Raw genomic sequence first — 25,466 nt, 5'->3', positions numbered from 1 at the left:
GGCACCTCCCCGGCGACGGAGCCGAACTCAACGGCCCGCCGGTCCCCTCCTACGTGGCTACTGCTCGACCCAGATCTGCGACACCTGGTGGGTGCCGGTGCGCATGCCCATGTTCTCGCCGCCGTCGGGCAGCGCGTAGCCCGTGGCGATCTGGTGGACGTCGGGCTGGCTGGCGATGGCCCACTCGGTCCAGTTGAGCCACACGTTGTAGACCTGGCGGGCGAAGCGGCGGTTGATGGCCTCGGCGGCGGCGGTGCGCTCCTCGGGGTCGTCGCTCTCGCGGATGATGTCGAGGTTCTCGTCGATCACCGGGTCCTCGATGCGCCCGAAGTTGATGGCCAGCGAGCCCACGGGCCCGGAGGTGTCGGAGCCCCAGAACACGTTGTTCTGGTCGGGGTCCTGGGTGGACAGGTTGCGGTAGAGGAAGATCTCGAACTCGCCCTTCGCGGCCGAGAGGACGAGCTCGCCCTGCTCCTGCTGGTCGATGTCCACGTCCATGCCGACCTCGTCGAGCATCTGCTGGAAGAGCTGGACGGTCAACAGGTTGGCCTGGTCGCCGGTGGTGCGGATGCCGAGCTCGATGGGGCCGTTCTCGGCCTCGTACTCGTCGACGAGCTCACGCGCCCGCTCGGGGTTGTAGGTCGGGTACCCGGTGTCCTCGAGGTAGCCCTCGGTGCCCGGGGGGAACGGGCCGTTGGCGATGCGGGCGATGCCCGCCGACCGCGCCTGGTTGACGGTGTCGTAGTCGATGGCGTTGGCGATGGCCCGGCGCACGCGCACGTCGGCGAGGTCGGACTCGGGGTCACCGACGTTGAGCATCAGGTAGCCGGTCTCGGCGTTGTTCGAGTTCTCGATCAGGTCGATCTCGCCGGACTCGGCTTGGCCCCGCAGCCGGGCGATGGTGTCGAAGTTCGAGGTGTGCATGAGGTCGATCTGGCCGGACTCCAGGGCGGCCTGGCGGGACTGCACGTCCTCGAGCACCTTGAACTCGATCTGATCGAGGTAGGGGAGCTGGCGGCCCTCGGCGTCGGTGCGCCAGTAGTCCGGGTTGGCGGTGGCCACGAAGCTGCCGCCCGGCTCGTAGGACTCGAACACGAAGGCGCCGGTGCCCACGGGCTCGTCGGCCTGGGCGGTGCCGGCGTCGACCGCCTCGAGCCAGTCGCCGGAGGCCACGAAGCCGACCTGGGTGGTGAACACGTAGTCGAACGAGGTCCAGGGTCGGTTGAGGTTGTACTGGATCGTGTACTCGTCGATGACCTCGGTGGACTCGAGGTCCTTGGTCGCCAGCGCGAGCGTCGGGCTGGTCTTCACCTTGTCGGAGTTGATCTTGAGGTCCTCGGAGGTGAGGGGGGTGCCGTCGTGGAAGGTGATGCCCTCACGCACCTTGACCGTCCAGACGGTGTAGTCCTCGTTGTGCTCGATGGACTCGGCCAGCACGGGCTGCACGGTGCCGTCCTCGCCGATCTCGGCGATGGGGTCGTACACCGAGCGCAGGATCTCCGAGCAGCTGATGGCGCAGAGCACCTGCTGGGGGGTCCAGGGGTTGGAGGTGTCGGCCTCGATCCCGTAGGTGACGCTGCCGCCGTACTGCGGCTCGGCGGTGTCGGGCTCGAGCTCGGTCTGGCCGAGCACCACCGTGTCGTCGGACGAGTTGTCCCCGCTCGACGACTCGTTGCTGCTGCCGCTCCCTCCGCACGCCGCCGCGAGCAGCGCGAGGGCGAAGAGCACGGGCAGGAGCCGGGCGGGGCGGAGGCGAGTGGTGGTCGACACGGCGATGAGTCTCCTGGCGGTCGGCGAAAGCAGGGCGAAAGGGGGTGCTCAGGGGGTGGGGACGGTCATGCGGGTGTGCCCACGGGCACGGCCTCGTCGGCGTCCGCACCGCCCGGGACGTCGACGAGGGGGAAGTGGCAGGCCACGTAGTGGTCGCCCTCGACCTTGCGCATCTGCGGCTCCTCCTCGGCACAGCGCGCCTGTGCCAGTGGGCACCGGGTGCGGAAGCGACAGCCGCTCGGCGGGGTGACCGGTGAGGGGATCTCGCCCTGGAGCCGCCCCGCCGGGTCGGGGAGTCGGGTGGGGTCGGGGACCGGGATGGAGTTGAGCAGCGCGTCCGTGTACGGATGGGCGGGCGCCGCGTAGAGGCGGTCGGGCGGGGCCACCTCGCACATCTTGCCGAGGTACATGACCGCCACCCGGTCGCTCACGTTCTTGACGACGGCGAGGTCGTGGGCGATGAACACCAGCGTGAGCTGGTAGCGCTTCTTCATGTCCTCGAGGAGGTTCAGGATCTGGGCCTGGACCGACACGTCGAGGGCCGAGACGGGCTCGTCGCAGATGACCATCTTCGGCTCGAGCACGAGGGCGCGGGCGATGGCGATGCGCTGGCACTGGCCACCGGAGAACTCGTGGGGGCGCTTCGGCTTGGCCACCGCCGGGTCGAGGCCGACCGCGTCGAGGACCTCGTCGACGCGTGCCTCGCGCTCCGCGGGCGTGCCCCGCTTCCAGATGGTGAGGGGCTCGCCCACGATCTCGCCGATCGTGCGCCGGGGGTTCAGCGACGAGATCGGGTCCTGGAAGATCATCTGCATCTGCGTGCGGGTGCGGCGCAGCTGCTCGCCGGTGAGGGAGGTGAGCTCGGTGCCGTCGAAGAGCACCGAGCCGCCGGTCGGCTTGGGGAACTGCATGATGGCCCGCCCGGTGGTGGACTTGCCGCAGCCCGACTCGCCGACGAGGCCGACCGTCTCGCCCTCGGCGATGTCGAGGCTCAGGTCGGTGACGGCGTTGACCTTGAGCCCCGAGCGGCCGACGGGGAACTCGACGAGCAGGTGCTCGACCCGCAGCAGGGCGTCGCCGGGCGAGCGGAGGTGGGCGGTCCCGCTGCCGGCCATCAGGCGCCCACCTGGTCGAGCACGGAGGCGTCGCCGCCGCCGGTGGCGAGCAGCGCGGCGGGGACGCCGGCCTCCACGTTGTCGGCCAGGGCCTTGCGTCCCTCGGGGGTGCCGACGGGGAACCAGCAGGCGTACTCGTGGCCGGGGGTCTCGGCGGGCACCAGCGGGGGCTCCTCCTCGTGGCACTTGGGCTGGGCGTAGGGGCAGCGCGGGCTGAAGTTGCAGCCCTTGGGCGGGTTGATGAGATCGGGTGGGCGGCCGCCGATGATGCGCAGCCGCGTGTGGCTGCGGTCCTCGAGCTTCGGGATCGAGTTGAGCAGCGCCTCCGTGTAGGGCATGCGCATCTCGGAGAACAGCACGCTGGTGGGGGCCTTCTCGACCACCTTCCCGGCGTACATGACCGCGATGTGGTTGGTGCGCCCGGCGACGACGCCGAGGTCGTGGGTCACCAGGATGATGGCCATGTGGCGCTCGGTCTGCTGGGCCTGGAGCAGGTCGAGGATCTGGGCCTGCACCGTGACGTCGAGGGCCGTGGTGGGCTCGTCGGCGAAGAGCAGGCGGGGGCCGCAGGCGAGGGACACCGCGATCATCACCCGCTGGCGCATGCCTCCGGAGAGCTGGTGGGGGTACTCGTCGAAGCGCTGGGCGGGCTCGGGGATGCCCACCGAGGTGAGCAGCGCGACCGCGGTCTCCCGCGCCTCGCCCTTGTCCATGTCGAGGTGGTAGCGGAGCGATTCGGTGATCTGGTTGCCGATCTTCATGACCGGGTTCAGCGAGGTCATCGGGTCCTGGAAGATCATGCCCATCTCGGTGCCCCAGACGCTGCGCATCTGGTCCTGGGTGTAGTCCGAGATGGAGTGGCCCTGGTAGCGGATCGCCCCCTGGCGCACGACGTTGCGGGAGGGGAGCAGGCCCATGATCGACCGGGACAGGACGGTCTTGCCCGATCCGGACTCGCCCACGACGCCCAGGGTCTCGCCCCGCTGGAGGGTGAAGCTCACTCCGTCCACGGCCCGCACCGGACCGGCCGGGGTGAGGAAGTGGGTGCGCAGGTCCTCGACCTCGAGGAGCGGGCCGTCGCGTCGGTCGCCGGCGGCGGAGGGGCTGGTGAGGACGACCTTCTTGCGGGCCATCAGAGGCGCACCTCCTTCACGTCGAAGCGTCGCCGCAGTTGGTCGCCGGCGTAGTTGAGGGCCAGCAGGGTGAAGAACATGACGAGGCAGGGCACGAAGGCGATCCACGGGGCGATCTCGAGGGCCGTACGGCCCTCGTTGATCATGTTCCCCCAGGTTGCGGTGGGGGCCGAGACGCTGAGGCCGAGGAAGCTGAGCCCCCCTTCGGCCACGATGACGATGGCCACCGCGATGAGCGAGAACGAGACCATCGGCGGGATGACGTTGGGCAGGATCTCGCGGATGATGATGCGCCCGTTCTTGGCGCCGAGCGTGCGGGCCGCCTGCACGAACTCGCGTTGGGCGAAGGTGAGCGTGCTGGCCCGCGTGATGCGGGCCAGCGCGGGGATGGCGAGGATGGTCAGCGTGAGGGTGATGGTGCCCAGGCTGGCGTCCTGCGATCCGGGCTCGCTGAGGAAGGTCACGATGGCCAGGGCCAGGATCAGCGCAGGGAAGGCCAACATGATGTCCATCGCCGACATGAAGATCTTCTCGAACCGGCCTCGGAAGTAGCCCGCGGTCAGCCCGATCGTGCCGCCGATGAGGAAGCCGAGGACGACGGCGGCGACGCCGATGAACAACGAGACCCTCGCCCCCCAGACCACCCGGGCGAGGAGGTCGCGGCCGAGGTCGTCCGCCCCGAGGAGGTGGAACGTGGACGAGAGCGAGCCGTTCCAGCTGCCGCCCTCCTGCCAGGCCGGCGGTTGGCGCAGGGCCAGCGCGTCGATGTCGTTGGGGTCCTCGATGAACGGCAGCCAGGGCGCCAGCACCGCGAGGGTGGTGAGGAACCCCAGCCAGGCCGCGGCGATCCAGAAGCCGACGCCGAGCTTGCGCTCCTGGAGCTGGCCGCGGGCCTCGTCCGCGGTGACGTCGGCCGTGACCGCGTCGAAGCGCAGCTCGCCGGCGGCCTCGGTGATCAGGTCGGCACCCGGGCGCTCGGAGAGCGACGGGGCGTCGTGGGGCTCAGGCGATGGCGCGGGCATGGCGGATCCTCGGGTCCAGGAGGGCGTAGATCAGGTCGACCGCGAAGTTGATGATCACGAACCCCGCAGCGATGATCACCACGACGCCCTGCACCACGAGGTAGTCGCGGGTGAAGATCGACGTGACGATCAACTTGCCGATGCCGTTGATGGCGAAGATCTGCTCGATGATCACCGTGCCACCGATGAGGTTGCCGATGGTGATGGCCGCGACGGTGAGCAGCGAGAAGCTCGAGGGCCGGAAGGCGTGGCGGAACAGGATGCGCCGGTTGGTCATGCCCTTGGCCTTGGCCACGCCGATGTAGTCCTCCTGCAACGTGGCGATCATGTCGGTGCGCAGGAGGCGCAGGAACACGGCGATCTGGCCGAGGGCGAGCGAGAGCGCCGGGAGGAACAACGTGTAGGGGTTCTCCTCGCCCTCCTTCACCGTGGCCGGGAACCAGTCGAGGTTGATGGCGAAGAGGTAGACGAGCAGGGTGGCCATGATGAAGTTGGGCACCGACAGGAGCCCGAAGCTGACCGTGCCCGTGATCTTGTCGAAGGCGGTGTCGGCCTTCCAGGCGGTGGCGATACCGAGGGGCACGGCCACCAGCAGGGCCAGGAACATGGCGTAGACCATCAGCGAGATGGTCACCGGGAGGCGGGCCGACAGGAGCTCGGACACCGATGACCCGTTGACGTAGGACTCTCCCAGGTCTCCCTGGACCGCGTCGCCCAGCCACCGCACGTAGCGCACGGGGATGGGGTCGTCGAGGTTCAGGTCCTCCTGGAGGGCGGCGATCGACTCCTCGTCGGCCCCGAAGCCGAGGATGGCGGCTTCGGGGCCTCCGGGGAGCAGGTTGATGAGCATGAAGGTGAGGAACGTGACGATCAACAGCACCGCCACCAGTTGCACCGCCTTCGCGCCTACGTAGCGCATGGGTCCACTCCTGCTCGCTCGCTCCTCACCTCCGGTCGCTCAGTTCCCGGACGACTCGTCGATCCAGATCTGGCTGACCTGGTGGGCGCCGCCGATGCCCAGCACGTCGAGGACGGGGTCGCCCTCCTCGGTGATGCCGCCCAGCACGTTGTGCACCGTGGGGCTGTGCCCGATGGTCCAGATGGGCCACTCGAACCAGATGTTGTACACCTGCTCCGCGAAGCGGCGGTTGATGGCTTCGGCCGCCTCGGTACGGGCCGCGGCATCCGGGTTGGTGCGGATGATGTCGAGGTTCTCGTCGATGACGTCGTCGCGGATGCGGCCGAAGTTCAGGCCGAAGTCCGGCGGCGGGTTGCCGTTCTCGGAGTTCCACCAGATGTTCTGCTGGTCGGGGTCGAAGCCGGCGTGGTTGCGCCAGCCGAAGGCCTCGAAGTCGCCGGTGAGGGCGAGGCCGATGAACGATCCCTGCTGGATCTGGTCGAGGGTGACGTCGATGCCGATGTCCTCCCAGAACTGCTGGTAGAGCTGGGCGGTGACGAGGTTGAACTCGTCGGTGGTGGTCTTGTAGGCGATCTCGATGGGGCCGTTCTCGGCCTCGTACTCCTCGACGAGCTCACGCGCCTTGTCGGGGTCGTAGGTCGGGAAACCGGTGTCCTCGAGGTAGCCGGGGGTCCCCGGGGGGAACGGGCCGTTGGCGATCTCGGGCACGCCACCCGAGCGGGCCTGGAGCCGGGTCTCGTAGTCGAAGCCGTAGGCCAGGGCCTGGCGCACGCGGACGTCGCTGGTGGGCAGGCTCTCGTCGCCCACGTTCAACAGGACGTAGCCGGTCTCGAGGTTGTTGGTGATCTGGTCGGCCTCGACGGTGCCGTTCTCGACCTCGGTGGCGATGCGGTTCGTGGTGTCGCCGTTGGAGGTGTGCATGATGTTCGTCTCACCCGAGACCAGCGAATTGAAGCGGGTCTGGTCCTGCTCCTGGATCACGTACTCGATGGCGTCGAGGTAGGGCAGGGGCCGACCTTCGGCGTCGGTGCGCCAGTAGTCGGGGTTGGCCGTGGCGGCGAACACGCCGCCCGGCTCGTAGGACTCGAACACGAAGGCGCCGGTGCCGACGGGCTCGTCGGCCTGGGCGGTGCCAGCTTCGACCGCCTGGAGCCAGGTGGGGGAGGCCTGGTAGCCGAGTTGGCCGGTCAGGAAGGCGGGGAACGACACCCAGGGGCCCTTGGCGGTGACCGTGACGGTCATGTCGCCGTCGGACTCGACGGTGTCGATGTAGGCGAAGGCCTTGCCCGTGAGCGGGCTGGCCTTGTCGGCCTCGATGTTGAAGGCGATGGCGTCGGCGTCGAACGGGGTGCCGTCGTGGAAGGTGATGCCTTCGCGGGCCACCAGCGTCCACACCGAGTAGTCGTCGTTGTGGTCGAACGACTCGAGCAGGTTGGGCTGCACCTCGCCGTCGGCGTTGGCCAGTGTCAGCGGGTCGTAGATGGAGTGGGCGATCATGTGGCACGAGATGGCGCACACCATGTTGGCGGGGGTCCAGGGAGACGACGTGTCGGCCTCGATGCCGTAGCGGAGCGTGCCGCCGGTGACGGGCTCGGCGTTGGCGTCGGGGTTGGTCGTGCTGGTGGCCACGTTGGCGGCGCTGTCGTCGCCGCCGTCGCCGTCGTCACCGCCTCCACCACAGGCCGCGCCCACGAGCAGCACGGCGACGAGTAGGGCAAGCAGACGACGCCAGTGCGTCGAGCGGATCAACACGATGTCCCCCCTGGGTTCGTTGGTACGGCGCCCGGGACCATAACCCGGTTCGTGCACTGTGACGGTCGACACAGCCGAGACCGCGCAACGTAGCAGGCTTGCGGCGAGCCGCGGACGCAGGCCGCCTTCGCCCGCACCCCCACCCGGTCGTGCTCAGTCCAGCGGGACGGACTGCTGGTACTCGCGGGCGTGGCCGAGCACCTGGGCGACGTACGCGTCCGAGTGGTTGTAGCTGAAGTAGGCCCGCCGCAGGCCGGCGTCGCCGTCCAGGCCGGGGCCGCTCGCGCACAGGTAGGCGGCGGCGGAGAGCGCGGCGTCGTACAGGTTCTGCGGGTTGGCCACGCCGTCGCCGTTGCCGTCGCGGCCCCAGCGCGCCCAGGTCGACGGGATGAACTGCATGGGCCCCACGGCGTGGTCGACCGTCGGGTCGCCGTCGAGCAGGCCCCCGTCCGTCTCACCGATGGCCGGGAGGGGGATGCCGATGATGTGGCGGGTGACGTCGCCGTCGGCCTCGAGCTGTGCGCCGCCGTAGGTGCCGTGGCGGCCCTCGACCCGGGAGATGCCGGCGAGCGCCCACCAGCGCACCCCGCAGGCAGGGTCCTCGGCGGCGAGGGTCTGGGCGCCGCGGTAGTACGCGTCGAGCGCCACCAGGGGGAAGTCGACCCCCTGCACCGGCGCGAGCACGCGGGCGGCGGCGACGCGGGGAGCGAGCTCGATCTCGTCCCGGGCAGCCTGGGCCTCGAGGGCCGTCGCCTCCTCGATGCGCCCGATCACGTTGGCCAGGAGGGCCTCGCTGAGGCCGACCTCCCGGATGGCGCTGTCGCGCTCGGCCGCGGCCACGTCCCGATCCTCGACCTGGGCGTCGCTCACGGTCTCGGTGAGCACCGCGCGCTGCTGGCGGGCGTTGGCCTCGGCCGGGTCGAGGAGGGGGACCGGGGGCGCGCCGCTCCCGGTGTAGCTCGCCACCGCCAGTGCGTCGATGGCAGCTTCGATGTAGGCCAGGCGCTTGGTCGCCCGATGGTGGGCGGCGTGGGCCCGGACGACCCGCTCCTCGAGCTGGGCCTTCGCCGGACGGAGCTCGGCCAGATCGGCGGTGGCCCGCTCGCGCGTGGCCCGGGCGGCCTGGAGGGCGGCGTCGAGGGCCAGGAACTCCCCGCTCACCACGGGCACGTCGGCCAGCGCCGGTGAGATCTCCATGGCGACGGGCGACGCGTCGCTCCCCGGGTCCTCCTGGGCGGCCGCCCCGCGCGTGAGGGAGGTGACGGTCGTCGCGACGGTGAGGGCCGTGGCGAGCAGGCGGGTGCGGTGGCGGCGCAGGACGGGCTCTTCGTGGTGGGCGGGAAGGACGGGGGCGAGGTGCGAGGCACCGTCGCCGACCCCCTCCCGTCGGCCCGCGCACCCCCGGCCTTGAGGCGGTGGCGATCGCTCGGCGACCCCGGTGGGTTCAGGCCCGGTGGGTCGGGTGGCCGCGGCGGCGCTTGTGGGCGTCGTCCACGAGCGCTCGGAGCACGGTCTCGGCGCTGGCGGCCCAGGTGAACTGGGCGGCGTGGCGACGGGCCCCGGTGCTCAACGCGGCGCGGAGGTCGGGATCGTCGAGCACGCGTCCGATCGCCGCGGCCATCTCCTGCTCGCCGTCGACGAGCAGGCCTCCGTTGCCGTCGTCGACCGCCTCGGTGTGACCGGGGATGCGTGTCGCCACCGCAGGGGTCGCACACGCACCGGCCTCGGTGAGGGTGAGGCCCCACCCCTCCTGCAGCGAGGCGTTGGCCACCACCCACGCCTCCTGGTACGCGGCGACCAGGGCGTCGTCGTCGACCCGTCCCCGGAACTCGATCCAGTCGTCCATGCCCAGTTCGTGGGCGAGCCGCTCGAGATCGCCACGTGCCGGTCCGTCCCCCACGACCACGCAACGCAGGTCGGGTCGCGATGGCCGGCACCGGGCGATGGCGCGCAGCGCGACGTCGAAGCCCTTGTGGGGGACCAGGCGGCCGACCGCGAGCACGAGCGGTGTGGGCGAGCGCTCGCCGCCGGGCCGGAACCGCTCGTCGACGCCGTTGGGGGCGACCCGGATGTCGGCGTGGCGCATCCCGAGCTTCTCCACGAGCTCCTGGCGGGTGGAGCGCGACGGGGTGACCAGCGTGGCCCGGCGGTAGACCAGCGGCACGGCGACCCGCTCCTGGAGGTAGCCCACCTGCGCCATGCCGGGAGGCATGCGGTGGGACCACGTGCCGAGGTGGACGTGGTGGACGAAGCCGACACGGGGCCCGCGGGCCCACAGCGGGGAGAAGAAGGGCACGCCGTGGAAGATGTCGAGCAGGCCGTCGCGTGGCCCGGCCCGGCCGCTCCACTCCCATTGGATCGTGCGCGGGAACACGCTCAGGTGCCCGCCACCGCGGACCACCCGGTAGCCCTCCCGGTTCGTGGTGCCGGGCAGGCCCGCCACCCGCCCGGTGTGCAGGGTGACCTCGAGCCCGGCGTCGGCCCAGTGGCGGGCGAGCTGCGCGGCGTGCTCCTCGGACCCGCCGCCCTCGGGATCCTCGCGGTCGCGCCAGGCCACGAGGTGGACGCGGCGCATGTCGCCGGACTCGGCGAGGACGGCGAGGCGCTCAGAGGAGCCAGGCTGGGGGTCGGTCACTCTTCTACTATCGCCGAGGCATGCCCCCGGCCCGCACCCTCGTGATCCCGATGTACCGCGAGGCGTCCCGCATCGGGTCCACGCTGGCGGCCCTGGCGGCGTCGGGGCTGAACGACCCGTCGACCGAGGTGCTCCTGGTCGACGACGGCAGCGACGACGACACCCCGGCCATCGCGAAGTCCGTGGCGGGCGAGTTGGGGCTCACCGTCAGCGTGCTCGAGCTCGGGGTGAACCAGGGCAAGGGCGCGGCGGTGCGCGCCGGGGTGCTGGCGGCGCAGGGCGCGAGCGTCGCGTTCGCCGACGCCGACCTGGCGACCGACACCGCCGACATCGAGGCCTGCTTCCGGCGGGTGGAGGCGGGGCCCGACGACGTCGTCGTGGCCACGCGCTCGCACCCCGACAGCGTGATCACCGTCGCCGCACCCCGTCACCGGGTCGCGATGGGTCGTGCGTACAACGGGTTCCTGCGCGGACTCGGCCTCACCGACAGCAAGGACACGCAGTGCGGGCTCAAGGGCTTCACCGCGGCCGCCGGCCGCACGGTGTTCAGTCCGCTGCGCACCCAAGGGTTCGCGTTCGACATCGAGGTGTTGGCTCGGGCCCGTCAGGCCGGCCTCACGGTGGCGGAGATGCCCATCGCGTGGGGGCACGTCGAGGGCAGTCGGGTCGGCATGGGCAGCGGGGCCCGGTCGTTCGTCGACGCCGTGCGCATCCGCCGGGCCCTCGGTCCGAGCCGCCCCCGCCACCTGCCCCCGGGGGACCACGAGGCCACGGCCATGGCCCCCGAGAAGTACGCGGTGATGGCGGACACCGAGCGCGACCACTGGTGGTTCCGGGCGAAGCGCTCCCTGGTGCTCCAGGAGGCGGCGCGGGCGGGCGCCGACCGCGGTGGTCTCGCCATCGACGTGGGGTGCGGGACGGGGGCCGTGCTCGAGGCGTTGGCCGCCCGCTACGGGCGGGTCGTCGGAACGGACCTCAGCCTGCTGGCCGCGGAGCGGGCGGCCACCCTCGTGGGGCCCGGGGCCGGCCCGGTGCTGGCGACCGCCGAGCACCTCCCGTTCCCCGACGCCGGCGCCGGGTTGCTCACGAGCCTCGACGTGCTCGAGCACCTCGACGACGACGTCGCCGCCCTCGTCGAGCTCGGCCGGGTCGTGCGCCCGGGGGGTGTGCTGCTCCTGGCCGTGCCGGCCTACGAATGGGCGTGGAGCGACCACGACGTGACCCTCGGCCACCGCCGCCGCTACACCGCCCCCCGTCTGCGACGGGTGGCCGAGGACGCCGGCCTGGAATGTCTCCGCGTGACATACTTCCACTCCTGGCTTGCCCCACTGGCGTTCCTGCTGAGGAAGACGCCGCTCAAGTTGCTCGTGCGGGGCGATCAGGAGGAGGCGAGCTTCGTGAGCCCGTCGGTCAACCGCGTGCTCGTTGCGCTCACGACGGTGGAGCGCTGGCTGCTGCGCCTGGTGCCGCTTCCGTTCGGTCTGTCGGTGCTGCTGGTCGCTCGTCGGCCTCGGCCGGCGACCGCAACCACGGCAGGGGCGGCCAGGTCGGCGGGACCAGGCTGATCACCACGGCCGCGATGGCCTCGACCGCCAGGATCTGGGTGGCGGCCCCGAAGGCGTTTCCGCCCGGACCGGCATTGACGGCCACGAGGACGCCGGCGCCCAGATAGGCGAGCGCGGCGAGGAACGGGAGCGAGTCGTCCCGGCCCGGGAGCAGGAGCAGGAGCGGCACGAACAGTGCGAGGGGCCCTCCGAGCACGAAAGCGGCACCGAGCGCCAGCAGGACGACCACCAGGGGCGGCAGGGTGCGCCCGTCGACGGCGGGTCGGGCGCGGCCCGGCCGGGACCGGACGAACGCGAGCAGGAAGAGCACCACCACGAAGACCGCGCCGAGGGCCAGGCCGACCTGGTAGGCCCGGTCCGGGGCGAACTCCATCGTCACCGTCCCGCCCTCGCCCTCGGGCACGACCCACCCCTGGCGCCACCCGTCGATGCGCACGGGCTCGAGGTCCCGGCCGCCCAGCGTGGCCGACCACCCCTCGTTGAAGTTCTCGGCCACGGTGAGGTACACCTCCTCGCCCGGGGCCACGACCACGGAGCGCCGGACCCGGCCCCACTCATCCTCGGCCACCACGCGCGTGGGGCCGTCGGCGGTCGCCGCGGTCACGTCGAAGGCGGCGGTGTCCGCTTCGGTGGGGGCTTCGAGGACGAGGCGGGCGGGGTCGAACAGGTCGTCCCGTGGCGCGTCGAGCTCGTGGCGGCCGGTGCCGAGTGCGACTGGTGCGCCGCAGGCCTCGAGCTCGAGGGGGTTGGCCTCCAGCAGGTCGCGGACCGTGCCGGACAGCGACGTCTCTACGACCTGTTCGTCGATGGTCACCTGCGGGCCCTCCCCACACGGGCGGGTGAAGGCCGCGTCGGCGTCGAGCGTGGGCCGCGCCAGGTCGTCGAGGGCGGGAAAACGCAGCTCGGCGAGCCCCACCGCCCGGGTCGCGTTGGAGAGGGGATCCACCGACGTGGGGAACGTGATGGTCACCTCGTCGGTGGTGAGCGGTCGGAACCCGCCTCCGCCGGCTCCGCCGATCACGACGTCGCGGTCCCCGGCGGGGCTCTCGAGGCGAAGCTCGCTGGGTTGCTCGGTGGGCGGCCCGGTGGCGGTCAGGCGCACCTCGTCGAGGGTCCGCGGCTCGTCCCAGCGCAGCGTCACGCTCGGCACCGGGTTGGAAGGGTCGGAGATCCAGGACGTGTCGGGGTCGCCGTCGATGAGGCGGCGAGCCGAGAAGTTGGGCAGGCCACCCCAGGTCGAGGTAGTGACGATGTCGAGCTCGCCGGCGGTGCCGAGGGAGTCGACCAGGCGGACGAGGCCGTCGCCCGCGACGGGTGCGGCGGTGCCCGACAGGTTGAACGTGGCCCCTTCGGGGAGGCGGATCACGCGCCGCATGCCCACCTCCTCGTCGTGGCGGGTCAGGTCGAACGGGTCGGCGCGGTCGCGCTCGAGCACGATCAGCGGCGCCTCCGAGCCCTCGAGGGCCTCGGGGCGGTCCGCGGGCGTGACCAGCGGTCGTTGGACCTCGAGACCCGGGATGGTGACCTCGCTGATGCCCGGCCCTTCGAGGGCGTTGGTGCCGCCCTGCACGTCGGTGACGGTGAGGCGGATCGTGCGCGTCTCGCCAGGGGGGAGCGAGACCCCGTTGGCGCCTGCGCTCGCGGCGAGGTTGCTCTCGCGTCGGCCGGCGTCGGTGGTCACGAGCACCCGGGACACCCGACCGCGACCCACGCGCGCGGGCGGGATCTCGACGCCGATGCTCTCGACGTCGATGGGTTCGTCGAGGCGGAGCTCGACCCACTGGCCGACGGCGCTGCCCGTGCGCGACGGGCGCCAGACCGTGGCGGGGTCGCCGTCGAAGGCGGCGAAGGGTTGGGCCTCGGGGAGGCGGGCGAGTCCGAGGGCGTACGACGACGCGGAGATCTCGGCGGCGCCGCGGTTGCGGGCCGTGGTCTGGTGCTCGATGCCCGGTACGACGAGGCGGTCGTGGGGGCGCCGCCCCGTGTTCGGCGACTCCTCGTCCGGCGTCAGCACGTAGGACGCGTTCGTGTGCACGCGGCCGAAGTTGACGTCGCGGTGACCGAGGTCGTCGGTGAGCACCCAGCGGTCGTCGTCGCCCAGCGGGTCGCGCTCGTCGCCGGAGAGCACCGTGGCCCGCCCCTCGAGCGTGTCGGCCTCCTGGACCGGGAGCAGGGCCTCGGGCCCGCCGCTGACGACCTGGGTGCCGTCGGTCGGGTAGGTCGTGATCCGCGCCGTCTCCGGGGTCACCTCGTACACCTCGACGGCCTGGAGCGTCTCGGTGGCGGCGGTGGACACGTCGGGCACGAGGCGGGTCGTGAGGGCGAGCGGCTCGACCTCGGGCCCGAAGGCGGCCACCCGCTCGATCCCGGGGGTGTCGGCCAGGACGGAGCGCACGATCTGCGGGCGGGGCGCCGTGACGCGTCGCACGTCGAGGTCGTTGCGCACGACGACGTACCGGACGCCCGCGCGCGCGAGGTAGGGGGCGAGCGCCGGCGACCGGGTGCCGGTGGTCAGGAGGTCCTCCACCCCGTCGAGCAGACGGACGGCGCCGACCGAGCCGAGCGGGATGAGGTCCCGGACCGCCCACGGATCGTCGGCGAGGGGCTGGAGGGGCTCGTTGAAGGTGCGGCCCCACTCGTACTCACCGAACGACGCGCCGGGGAGCACGAGGGTGCGCTCGCCGTCGCTGTTCTCGTTGAGCCAGTCCGCGGTCTCCCGCCAGTACCCCGGCACGTCCTCGAAGGAGCCGAGGGTCGCGACCCGCCCGGAGATCACCGGGAACGCGGCCACGCCGAGCAGGACGAGGGCCATGCCGGCGGCCACCGGCCGGGCCCACACCGGGGTCCGTCGGTCGCCCCGCTCCCAGGCCCGCCGAGCCCAGACCGCGAGGCGGGTGCTGCTGTGGGCGAGGCCGGCGGCGAGCGGAAGAGCGACCACGGGGCTGAACTTGTGGAGGTTGCGGAACGCGGCCAGGGGGCCGTCGAGGAGGTCCCGGACGGGGTCGGCGGCGCCGCCGCCGAAGGGGCCGGCGTACCCCGCGGCCATGATCGTCGCCGCGACCGCGACGGTGACCGCCCAGAACGTGCGCTCGGGGAGATCCTTGCGGGCGAGGCCGCCCAGGCCCAGCGCGGTGATGAGCGCGGTGGCGACGACCGCGGCGGGCAGGGTGATGAGCGACCACGCCCCCTGGAGCCATGGGCGGCCGCCCACGACCAGGTAGCCCACCCAGTTGCTGGTGCCGCGGAGGACCTCCACGGCGGAGGTCGTGTTGGTGGTGATGGACGCGGTCTCCGTGAAGTCCGCGAAGGGCAGGCCGTATTTTCCCTGGAGCACCAGGGCCACCCCCCACCACGTGGTGGCCAGGACGACCGAGAGGGCCCACCACCCCATCAGCGCCCGCCGGCGCGGGCCCGCGCGGCGGGTGAGGAGCCAGAGCGCGGGAAGGACCAGCACGGCGGCGGTGGCCGCGGCGTTGACCCCGCCCATGGCGACGATGGCGAGCCCCGAGAGCGCGGCGGCCCGACGGGGTGTGCCCCGCCGGGCGCCGATGACCAGGGGCAGGAGGGCCCAGGGCAGCAGCGCGTGGGGGAGCTCGGCGCCCGACTGGAAGCCGACGAGGGTGAGGATGGACGGGCTGAGCCCGTAGGCCGTGGCGCCCAGGACCCGGGACCCCGGCCGCCCGATGCCCATGGCCTCGAGCACCCGAAGCGCCCCCCACAGGCCGACGAGGAGGAGCGCGGCGAACCACACCCGCTGGAGCACCCACCCCGGGATGCCGAGGGTGTGGCCGATGGCGAAGTACGGGCCGATCGGGAAGAGGTAGCCCACGGCCTGGTTCTGGAGCTGGCCGAACGAGGCGGAGGGGTCCCAGAGGTGCAGCGTGCGCGCGAGGAAGCCGACCGGGTCGATGACGAGGTCGAGCTTGGTGTCGCGCACCAGCCGCCCTGGCGCCTGGAGGAAGCAGCCGACCACCACGATCGCCGACACCACCAGCGGCTGGGCGCGCCGGCGGGTCCAGGCCGCGAGGCGGTCCCTCACCGGTCGCCCACCAGCGCGGTGTGCAGGGCCCGGGCCAGCTCGACGAGCGCTGCGGCCTCGGGCCGGGCGAGCCGGGCGGAGAGCGCGGCACGGGCCTCGGCGCGGCTGGCGTCGGGCCGGGCCACTGCCTCCTTGTAGCGGGCGTCGCCGTGCACCACCCGCTGCTTGTCGTCGATGGCGTCGAAGACCTGGCGGACGTGCTCCGGGGTGTGGTCGAAGCGGTCGAAGCTGGTGCCGAAGCGGGCGTTGAGACGGTCCACCACCAGGCCGAAGTCGGTGGTCGCCTCCTCGAAGGTGACCAGCAGGACCTCGTCGAGCAGCGGCTGCACCTCGAGGTGATAGTGCGTCCAGTACCGCACCAGGTGCTCGACGCGGTGATGCGGGTCGGCGATGGCCATCGACACCGCGGCGTCGACGGGATCGCGCACCAGCACCATGGTGGGCACGTGGCGTCGGACGGCGAGCTTCACCTGTGCCGGGAGGTGCACGTGGCTGGCCACGACCACGGGACGTTGTTGGCTGAGGGCGAACGCCTTGGACGCGAAGGTGTTGCCCGATCGGGGGAACCCCTCGATCACGAGTTGCGTGCGCTCGGTGATGGCCCGATCGCGTGCGCTCTCGGGCGTCAGTCGGCGCTGAAGCGGCAGGAAGACCGGGGCGTCGCCGAGCAGCTCGTGGGCGCGGCGCACCACGCGCTTGGCCTGCACCCGCGGGCCCGACGGGGGGGTGTAGGGGGTGGCCCCGCTCACGCTCGGGCCTCCGCCGGCGCCGCTTCGGGCGCACGGGCCGTCCACAGGCGGGTCAGCCGCGCGGCCGCGGCCACGGCCACGAGGGGCCCCAGCGCGAAGGTCAGGTCCCGGTGCCAGACCGGAGCGAGCAGACCCACGACCGCGGCGAGGGCCGGGAGGGCCAGCCAGGGCAGGTGACGGCCCCACGAGAGGCGGTGGGTCGTGGCGCGCCACCGGAGCTCGTCCGCGGCGAGGACGACGGCGACGAGGGTGATGGCCAGTGCGACGGCGCCCGCGGCGCCGTCGAGCACGAGCGCCGGGCCGGGGCGTGCCGGCCACCAGACGCCGGTCTGATCCTGCAGGGCCACCGCCGCCAGGAGCAGTGCACCGGCCGCCCAGCCGACCAGCGCGGCCAGCGTCGTGGCGGCGTCGGGACGGCGATCCGGCCAGGCGGCCACCCAGGCGATGACGACCGCGAGCACGAGCAGGGCTTCGGGGCGGGCGAGGGCCGCGGCGACCAGTACGACGCCGGCGGTCGAGGCCCGGGCGACCGTGAGGCGATCCGGCCAGGCCAGCAGCAGGGCCGTGACGACGAGGAGCCCGGCGAGGGCGCCGGAGAGGTTCAGGCCCCACACGAGGGGCAGGGCCGCAGCGACGGCGCCGGCCGCCAGTCCGGTGCGTCGGCCGCCGAGGCGCGTGCCGAGGAAGACGGTCGCGACCGAGGTGGCGCCGCTGAGGACCGCTTGGACGAGCGCGAGGCCCGACGGGAACACGGCCGCCACGACGAGTGCGAGGGGCGGGTGGTGGTCTGCCGGAGCCCGTCCCAGTCCGCTCCCGGCCCGGAGCGCCTCAGCGGCGGAGCGCCCGCCGGCCGCGAGCGCGTCGGGGGCGAGCACGAGGGAGACCGCTCCGGCGACGACGGCGATCCCGGCGACGGGGAGCCAGGGCCCGACGCGCGTGGCGAGGTCGGCCCGTCGGGGGGGCGCCGCCAGGGTCGGTCCCGTCGCCCGGTCGGCCCTGGCCGCCCGGGCGACGGCCACGAGGAGGGCCACCCCGGCGCCGAGGCCGGCGGCGGCTCCCCACGAGCGGTCGTCGGCGAAGCTCTGGCGGAGGCTGTCCGGGCCGGGCCAGGCGCCGACCACGGAGCCGAGGGCGGCCAGGACCAGCAGGCCGACGAGCAGTCCGCCCAGCCAGCGGGGCTGGCGGTGCCAGACCACGAGGGCCAGCACCGCAACGAGCAGGCCGAACGGCCCGCCGATCACGAAGCCGCCGCCGACGACCACGGCCGCGGTGAGCGGTCCGGGGGGCGTGTCCCGCGCCTCGTCGGCGGGCGGGTCGAGGTCGAATCGGGGGGCGGTGGTCACGTCGGCGGGGTGGGGGAGGGTCGGCGGGAGGCGTCGGCGGGGGAGGCGGGGCGGGGGCGGGCCCGCAGCACCGGGCGCAGGACGATGGCTGCGCAGAGGACCAGCCCGACGACGGTGGCGAGCAGCGCGCCACGGAAGGTCCGTTCGGGAGCGTAGGTCAGGTCGACCACGTGGGTGCCGGCAGGGAGCGACCACGTGGTGAGCGTTTCCACGGCGCGGGGTGGGCCGAGGCCGTTCCCGTCGACGGTCGCGCGCCAGCCCTCGTCGAAGGACTGTCCCGTCGACACGAGGGCATCCCCCTCGCTGTCGACGCGCAGCCGCAGGTGGCCGGCGCCCCGCTCGAGCACCTCGACGGTGGGCGCCGGCGAGGGCGTGACCTCGTCGACCGTCCCGCTCGCGAGTGAGAGGTCGTCGACGATCGCGTCCGCCGTGCCCACGGTGTGGCGCCCCTCGGCGAGGGGGATGTCCTCGCACCCGGTGAAGGGCACGCGCTCGCCGGCCAGCGCACGGTCGAGGTCGCCGTCCGCGAGGCGGAAGGCGACGGGGCGGGCGTCGACGGTCACGCTCGTGTCGTTGCAGGCGTCGGCTGCGGGAGCGTCGACCTGCACGGGCTCGTCGGACCCGTCGCTGATGGCGACCTCGGTGATGCGGGCCGGCCGTCCGGCATCGGCGCCGGTGGCCTCGACCCCGGCGAGTTGCACCACGACCTTGTCCACGGCGGTGGCCGGGACCTCGAGCGTGCCGACGCGGTCGCAGGCCGCCTGGGTCTCGTCGCAGCCGGGCTCGCTGGCGAGCTCGAGGGCCTCCTCACGGCCTCCGACCAGGATCCGCACCTCGTCGACCGGCGTGCTGTCGGCGTCGGCCGCGCTGGTCACCTGGACCCGGCTCACCGGCCGGGTCGGGAAGCGCACGGTCAGCTCCTCGCCGGCACGAGCCGGCGCGGCCCAGGCGGTGGCAGGGTCGCCGTCCACTGCGTGGAGGCCCCGGTTCTCGAGGTCCCCCCGGGCCCGCGTCGACCCGTAGGCCGACACGCCGTCGTCGCGGAACCCGGAGAGGAAGCGGTCCAGCTCGAGGTCCGTGGTGGCGATGTCGAGCTGGAGGTGACCGCCGAGGGTGACCGAGCGGGGTGCGGCCAGCCGGAGGCTGCGACGGATGACGAGCTCCTCGTCCTGGGGGCCCGTGCCCTGCACGCGGTCGAAGAGGAAGCGCAGGGGCGCCGTGGCGAGGGCGGCCTGCAGTGCGGGCTCGCCCTCTGCGGCGCGCGCCACGTCGTCGGGCACGGCGATGACCTCGGTCAGGTCGATCCCCGGCACCGCGATCTCGCGGAACCCCACGGCCGCCGTGCCGGCGCGGCTCACGTCCTCGATGCGGAGCTCCAGGAACTCGGTGGTGCGGGCCGGAAACGTGACCTCGGTCGTCCCGCCCTCCTCGAGCTGGACGTCGATGGGCTCGCCGGTGGAGAAGTGGAGGCTGACCTCGGTGACCCGCCGGCCGGCGTCGCTGGGGAGGAAGGGCAGCAGCGAGAGCCGGTCGATGGTCTCCGGTTGGCGGAAGTCGACCCGGAGGTAGGCCCCGACCGGGTCCTCGAGCCCACCGGTCAGCCAGCTGGTCGTGTAGTTGCCGTCGAACGCGTTGGCGGGCTGGAGCCACGGTTGGAAGCCGGTGATCCGCGTTCCGGAGGACGAGGCCTCGATCGCGGTGGCATCGCGGAACTCGGCCACCGACTGGCTGCCCTCGGTGCCGAACAGGTCCTGCGCGGGCTGGTCGAGGTCCTGGCCCTCGCTGAGGGTGTGCGACTGCGTGGGGACGGCGCCGCGGATACGGGTGAGTCGGCGGCGGTTGGTGTCGGTGACCACGAGGGGCGACCCCGACTCGAGAGCCCGGGCCAGCTCGGCGGGCGATTGATCGCCGGTGTACACCACGGGGCGCTCGTCATCGAGCAGCCCTTCCTGGGCGGCGAGCAGCCAGCCCCCACCGTCGCCGGAGAGCACCAGCGGGGCGACGTCGGGCCGCGCCAGTCCAGGCGGGACGTCGGTGTCGGGTGCCCCCTCGACGGCGTAGACCTCCACGGGAGGCAGGTTGCGCTCGCGGCCCGCGGTGAACGAGGTGTCGGACTCGGCGGTGACCGACTCGCCCGGCTCGCCGAACGTGCGATCCAGGCGGAGCCCCTCGTCGTCGCGGAAGAGGTCGAGGTCGGCGGGGCGCACGACCTGCGAGGCCTCCCAGTCGAGGTCGTTGCGGATCACGACGCGGTCGACGCCGAGCGCGTCGAGGACGGGTGCGAGCTCGCCTGGGCCGAGCGTGCCCTCGGCGATCCGGGCCTCGAGGGCATCGACGAGGTCCGCGGCCTGGGGGCCGCTCAGCGGGAACGCGTTGGAGACGACGTTCGGGTGGCGGCGCAGGGAGGTGTCGAAGATGTCGTCACCCGGCTCGCCCCAGCGGTAGGTCGTCTTGGTGGTCCCCGGCAGCACGAGGACGCGCCCCGAGCCGGCCCGGCCGTCGAGGTGCTCGAGGGCCTCCTCCCAGTAGCCGGGCACCTCGGTGAACGTGGCGCGGTCGGGGTAGAGGCCGCCGTTCCAGAAGGGCAGGGAGGCTGCCGCCACGACCAGGACGGCCACGGCACCGGGGAGTGCCCGCCAACCGGGGCCCCGACGCTCGAGGCGCGGGGTGGCGATGGCGACGCCGACCCCCACCAGGGCGGCGACGCCGATGAGCAGGCCCGACCCGGCCTTGTAGGTGTTGCGGAGGGAGGCCAGGCCGGGCACGGCGTCGTACGCGCGCAGGAGCAGCCAGCCCGACGGCGCCGGGTCGTCCGGTGGGTACGAGCCGACCATCCACACCAGGCTCAACAGGGCGATGCCGCCGAAGAGCGCCCGTGCCCGCCACCGTGACTTCCAGAGCACGACCGCGGCGGTGACGGGCGCCACGAAGGTGATCAGGACGCCCAGCGCCGTCTCGTAGTAGTAGGTGCCGCCGGGCAGCCGCTCCGCGCCGGAGGCGTCGCTGAAGTAGCTGAGCCAGAAGCCGAGCCCGCGCCACGACTCGGCCCAGGACGACGTCTCGTTGACCCGCTCGGGCAGCTCGGTGAACTGGAGGCGCTGGGCGAGCGGGTCGCTGCCGAGCATCGTCTTGGCGATGGCGGCGGCGCACGTGAGGAGGGACAGGAGCGCGGCCTTGAGCAGCCAGGCCGCCACCTCGCGCCAGGTGGCCCGCCGGTCGACGTGCACGACCCAGACGGCGGCGGGGACGATCCACAGCACGGCGAAGAACGTGCCGGGCGTGTCTGCGTTGCCGGCGGAGAACAACAGGAGCGCGAACCCGGCGGCCCATCGCCACGGTCGGGGGTTGTCGACGCCGCGCAGGAACATGACCAGCACCCAGGGAGCGATGGCGTAGTTCCAGAAGAGCACCGAGGGCAGCAGGAAGGTCGCGGTGAACGGGTTGAAGGCGTAGATGAGGCCCGCGAGCACCGCCGCCGGGCCCACGCGGCCGAGGAACACCCGCAGCAGCGCGACCATGCCCAGTCCCGCCACCACGAGGACGGCGGCGTGCCACACGTGCTCGCTCACCGGCGCGGACAGGCCGAGGCCGCGGAGCACCGCGATGGGGTAGCTGGCCGGCCACCACTCCTCGCCGACCCGGCCGAGCCCGCGGGTCCCGTCCCAGAGGGACGTCTCCCGCAGCAGGCGTCCCAAGGGGCCCCAGTACTGCTCGAAGCGGTTGTCCCCCACGTAGCGTCCGGGCTCGTTGGAGAACGTGGCGGCGAGCGCGAGCAGGCTGAACAGGACCCCGGTGGGCCACAGGCGCTCGCGGGTCACCGCCGGGAGGGTCCACCCCACCGAGCTCGACGGAGGCGCGTCGGAGCGCGGGCCCGTGGCCGACGGCGGGGTCATGCCGTGGGCCGGACGGAGGTGGTGCGGCGCGGGCCGGGCCCGGGTCTCTTCGGGAGGGTGGGCAGGCCGATGTTGCGGAGTCGGGCCGTGGGGCGCTCGACGGTCAGGTAGGTGACGAGCGACGCCAGCATCGACAGCACCAGCGCGATGTAGAGCGTGGGCCAGAACCCGGCCACGTCCTTGCCTCCCAGCCAGTCGGCGGCGTGGATGAGGAACAGCATGTGCCACAGGTAGAGGCCGTAGCTCAGCTCGCTCATGACCCGGAGGGGTCTACTACCGAAGAAGCGGGAAGAGGCCGCGCCCCGTGGACCGAGCAGGGCCGGCACGAAGAGGAAGAAGGCGGCGACGAGGTACAGGAAGTACCGCGCCATCTGGTCGGCGGGCGTGAGCTTGAAGGCGTCGATGGGGTTGATCTTCGCCAGCGGCAGGTCGAGCTGGCCGAGGACGAAGAACGAAGCGACCGCGGCGGCGAAGCACACGGCGGGCCAGCGACCGAGCCAGCGCATCGGGTCGGGCGCGGTCCCGCCGGCCTGCACCCACGAGAGCACGAGTGCGAAGGCCATGCCCAGCCCGAAGAAGTCGGCCTGGGAAGGGAGCCAGAGGTCGACGAGCCTCGTCGTGCCCTGCAGGAGCCAGAAGCAGCGCCACACGGGGCCGAGGAGCGCGAACAGAAGGACCACCACGATCTCGCCCTGGAGGCGGGCCCGCTTGGACGAGCCGATGTGGTGGGCCACCTTGCGGGCGGCGAGGGCCAGGAGGGGGACGACCAGGTAGAAGCTGATGTCCACCGCGAGCGTCCATGCGGCGAGGATGCCCCGGCCGAAGGTGTCGGGGCGGTAGATCTGCAACAGCAGGTAGACGCGGACGTACCCCCACAGGCCCGGGACGTTCTGGTTGCCCTGGAGGAAGTACACCGTGACCACCACCCAGTACAGGGGGTAGATGCGCAGCATGCGTTGCCACAGGAAGCGACCGGTGGCGGGCGCCGGGCGCCCGGCCAGGTGGCGGTCGACGAACGGCTTGTAGACGAGGAACCCCGACATCGTGAAGAAGACGACGACGGCGAAGTACCCGAGGAAGTTGGCCCCGAGCACGGGGTGGTCCTCGACGACCCGGAGGCCCTCGGCGCAGTGGGTCACCACGATCATCAGGCAGGCGAGGGCGCGGTAGCCGTCGAGCGGGGCGTAGCGGCCCGCAGGGCTGAACTTGAGCGGGGCGAGCAGGCTCACGGCGGGGGGCCGCCGCTGGGGGAGGTCGTCGCCTCCGGCGGCGTGGGCGCGGGGGGCTCGGGCGGTTCGGACGGCTCGGACCCGGGCTCGGGCGGCGCGGCTCGGCTCGAGCGCGGGACCAGGCGGTGGAGCTGGAGGCGCTGCATCGGGCGTTCGAGCAGCACGAAGCTCGCCGAGGCGATCACCAGGGTGATGGCGAAGGTGGCGCCGAGTACGGGCCAGAAGTCCACCTGCTCGGGACGGAGGCCCTCGGTCAGCAGGTACAGCACCAGCACGTGCCACAGGTACACCCCGTAGGAGACCTCACCCGTCCAGCGCACCGGCCGCCAGCACAGGACGCGTCGGTAGGCGCCCTTGGCCTGGTTGCCGAACACCAAGGGGGCCAGCAGCGCGAAGCCGACGAAGCCGTACAGGAAGTGGCGGGCGTACTCGTCGCCCAACGACTTGGGCTGGAATCCCCGGGGCACGTCGAGCTGCGCCACCACCCAGACGAGCTCGAGGGCCAGGACCAGCCCGAGCACCGGGTAGCGACCCAGGTACTTGAACACCGCCGGGGTTCCCCCGCCCTCGCGCTGGCGGGCGCGGTACACCGCGATGACCATGCCCATCGCGAACAGGTCCATCCACGGCGCCAGGCCGCCGATGGGGAGCACCTTGTCGGCGAGCAGCCAACGGCCGGCGAGCCCGAGGAGGTAGAACGCCCCGAGGCCCAGCAGTTCGGCGGTCATGGCCTGGCCCCGCCCGAGGGACCGTGCGAGGCGGCGCACCAGCCAGGCGTACAGCGGGAGCACGAGGTAGAAGGTGAGCTCGATGGTGAGCGTCCAGGCCACGCTCACGCCGGACAGGGCGAGGGTGTCCGACCAGCCCTGGAGCAGCGACACCCGCAGGAGCAGGTGGTCGCGGATCGAGTCCCGGAGCTCCGGCGACGCCAGGAGCAGGTAGCCCACCAGTGCCAGCCAGTAGGCGGGGAAGATGCGCAGGAAGCGGCGACGGAAGTACCCGCCGAGCGCCGGGCCGGGCCGGTCGGCGAGGTGGGCAGCCACGAACGGGCGGTAGAGCAGGAAGCCGGAGATGGCGAAGAAGATCGACACGCCGAGGCGGCCGAACTGGCTGGTGTAGTCCGCCACCCACGAAGTGGTGTCGCCCCGGTTCAGCCCGGCTCGCTCGGCGACGTGGAAGACGAGGACCAGCAGGGCCGCCGCGGCGCGCAGACCGTCGATCCCGGGGAAGAAGCGGTCGGGCTCCGTCCGGGGCGCGGCGGCGCCCGACGGGGTCACGGTGCCGAGGTCGTCGTCGACGAGCCCCCCGCGCCGTTCCCCCCGTTGCCCCCGCCGCCGGTGAGGGGCACGCCACCGGGTAGGCCCGCCACGAAGTCGTCGAAGCGGGCGTCCCCCGACTCCGGACCACGAGCCGTGATGCCGACCTTGCCGGCGTCGACCTGGAAGTCGTCGACGATGGTCTTGCGGATGCGGCCGTTGACGATCACGTCGATGGTGTCGCCCCGGAGGCGGACACCGACGGTGCTGCCGTCGCTGGTGGGCGACTGGCCGGTGTTGCCGACGACCTCCTGGTTGCCGTCGGTCACCTTGATGATGTTCCAGGTCGCGACGTCGGGCACGGCCACGACGGCCCAGTAGTTGTAGGGCCCGACGTACCGGAACACGAGTCCGGCGCCGTTCACCACCTTGTCGAGGCGCACCTGCGCGCCGCCGTCGCCCTGTCCCAGGCCGATGACCGAGTGGTTGCGGAACTCGCCGCTCTGGACGAGGTACGCCTCACCTCCGTCGATGCCCCACGTGCCTGCGTCCGCGGTCCACGGCCGGCCCGGCGCGAAGTCGCCCATGCTGGTGGCCGAGTCGGGACGGTCGAACTGGTCGATGGTCCCGAAGATGCCGACGTCGGTGCGGGCGTCGGCGGGCGCCGGGCCGGCGTCGTCGCCGCCCCCGCCGCTGTCGCCTCCGCCGCTCGCGATCAGGATCCCCACGATGGCGATGGCCACGAACGCCACGGCGGCGCCGACCAGCAGCACCACCCGGCTCGGGCCTTCGCCATCGTCGTCCTCCTCCTCGTCGCCGAGCGCCGGGGCACCGACGGCGTCCTCGCCCTGGTCGCCAGTGGCGCCCGTGTCGGCGGTGTCGGCGGTGTCGTCGGGCTCGGCGTCGGTCGCGCTCGTCGCCTCGGGCGGGTCTCCGTCGTCGTCCGGTGTCGTCTCGTCGGCGCGCTCGAGCGCGTCGTCCTGGTCGGCATCGGGGTGGGTGTCGGTGGCCTCGTCGTCGGCCTCGGTCTGGTTCGAAGTCACAGT

The 25,466-nt window shown here is 72.8% G+C and carries 15 protein-coding genes; 1 reads left to right on the top strand and 14 read right to left on the bottom strand.

Translation table 11 applies throughout. The features are described 5' to 3' along the window. Nucleotides 1–57: 57 nt before the first annotated feature. From JNK12_07030 to JNK12_06995, 8 genes are all read right to left on the bottom strand, one after another. Nucleotides 58–1,770, bottom strand: a complete 1,713-nt coding sequence (locus JNK12_07030) for an ABC transporter substrate-binding protein (GenBank protein ID MBL8775664.1) — start codon at nucleotides 1,768–1,770, stop codon at nucleotides 58–60. 65 nt (nucleotides 1,771–1,835) lie between these two features. Beyond that, entirely contained in the window at nucleotides 1,836–2,885 is a 1,050-nt protein-coding gene (locus JNK12_07025; protein ID MBL8775663.1) for an ATP-binding cassette domain-containing protein, read from the bottom strand. Beyond that, nucleotides 2,885–4,018: an ABC transporter ATP-binding protein gene (locus JNK12_07020; protein ID MBL8775662.1), complete on the bottom strand. Its 1,134-nt coding sequence runs from the start codon at nucleotides 4,016–4,018 to the stop codon at nucleotides 2,885–2,887. The genes JNK12_07025 and JNK12_07020 overlap by 1 nt, the downstream gene beginning before the upstream one ends. Next, a complete protein-coding gene (locus tag JNK12_07015) occupies nucleotides 4,018–5,040 on the bottom strand; it encodes an ABC transporter permease (GenBank protein ID MBL8775661.1) in 1,023 nt (340 codons plus the stop codon). The genes JNK12_07020 and JNK12_07015 overlap by 1 nt, the downstream gene beginning before the upstream one ends. Beyond that, on the bottom strand, nucleotides 5,021–5,959 hold the full coding sequence (locus tag JNK12_07010; protein ID MBL8775660.1) for an ABC transporter permease: 939 nt from the start codon (nucleotides 5,957–5,959) through the stop codon (nucleotides 5,021–5,023). The genes JNK12_07015 and JNK12_07010 overlap by 20 nt, the downstream gene beginning before the upstream one ends. Before the next feature lie 39 nt (nucleotides 5,960–5,998). After that, on the bottom strand, nucleotides 5,999–7,711 hold the full coding sequence (locus tag JNK12_07005) for an ABC transporter substrate-binding protein (protein MBL8775659.1): 1,713 nt from the start codon (nucleotides 7,709–7,711) through the stop codon (nucleotides 5,999–6,001). A 153-nt stretch (nucleotides 7,712–7,864) separates the two neighbouring features. Beyond that, complete coding sequence (locus JNK12_07000) at nucleotides 7,865–8,908, bottom strand: lytic murein transglycosylase (protein MBL8775658.1); 1,044 nt, start codon at nucleotides 8,906–8,908, stop codon at nucleotides 7,865–7,867. 247 nt (nucleotides 8,909–9,155) lie between these two features. Then, on the bottom strand, nucleotides 9,156–10,346 hold the full coding sequence (locus JNK12_06995) for a glycosyltransferase family 4 protein (protein MBL8775657.1): 1,191 nt from the start codon (nucleotides 10,344–10,346) through the stop codon (nucleotides 9,156–9,158). A 20-nt stretch (nucleotides 10,347–10,366) separates the two neighbouring features. On the opposite strand from JNK12_06995, the gene JNK12_06990 reads away from it, so the two are divergent. Further along, the gene (locus JNK12_06990; protein ID MBL8775656.1) at nucleotides 10,367–11,911 is read left to right on the top strand and encodes a glycosyltransferase; all 1,545 of its coding nucleotides are present in this window, start codon (nucleotides 10,367–10,369) and stop codon (nucleotides 11,909–11,911) included. 4,035 nt (nucleotides 11,912–15,946) lie between these two features. Here JNK12_06990 and JNK12_06985 read toward each other — a convergent pair. From JNK12_06985 to JNK12_06960, 6 genes are all read right to left on the bottom strand, one after another. Continuing rightward, nucleotides 15,947–16,699 (bottom strand): hypothetical protein, encoded by a 753-nt coding sequence (locus JNK12_06985; GenBank protein MBL8775655.1) that lies wholly within the window; start codon nucleotides 16,697–16,699, stop codon nucleotides 15,947–15,949. After that, a complete protein-coding gene (locus tag JNK12_06980; GenBank protein ID MBL8775654.1) occupies nucleotides 16,696–18,042 on the bottom strand; it encodes a hypothetical protein in 1,347 nt (448 codons plus the stop codon). Before JNK12_06980 ends, JNK12_06985 begins: the two co-directional genes overlap by 4 nt. Beyond that, nucleotides 18,039–21,860 (bottom strand): DUF3367 domain-containing protein, encoded by a 3,822-nt coding sequence (locus JNK12_06975; protein ID MBL8775653.1) that lies wholly within the window; start codon nucleotides 21,858–21,860, stop codon nucleotides 18,039–18,041. Before JNK12_06975 ends, JNK12_06980 begins: the two co-directional genes overlap by 4 nt. A gap of 71 nt (nucleotides 21,861–21,931) precedes the next feature. Then, complete coding sequence (locus JNK12_06970; protein ID MBL8775652.1) at nucleotides 21,932–23,164, bottom strand: acyltransferase; 1,233 nt, start codon at nucleotides 23,162–23,164, stop codon at nucleotides 21,932–21,934. Beyond that, entirely contained in the window at nucleotides 23,161–24,441 is a 1,281-nt protein-coding gene (locus tag JNK12_06965) for an acyltransferase (protein ID MBL8775651.1), read from the bottom strand. The genes JNK12_06970 and JNK12_06965 overlap by 4 nt, the downstream gene beginning before the upstream one ends. Continuing rightward, a complete protein-coding gene (locus tag JNK12_06960) occupies nucleotides 24,438–25,463 on the bottom strand; it encodes a hypothetical protein (GenBank protein MBL8775650.1) in 1,026 nt (341 codons plus the stop codon). Before JNK12_06960 ends, JNK12_06965 begins: the two co-directional genes overlap by 4 nt. Between the last annotated feature and the right edge of the window lie 3 nt (nucleotides 25,464–25,466).

Source organism: Acidimicrobiales bacterium (genome assembly GCA_016794585.1).
Lineage (GTDB): Bacteria > Actinomycetota > Acidimicrobiia > Acidimicrobiales > DATDAH01 > JAEUJM01.
Note: the sequence above shows the minus strand (reverse complement) of the source record. Positions and strands in the feature narration are given on the sequence as shown.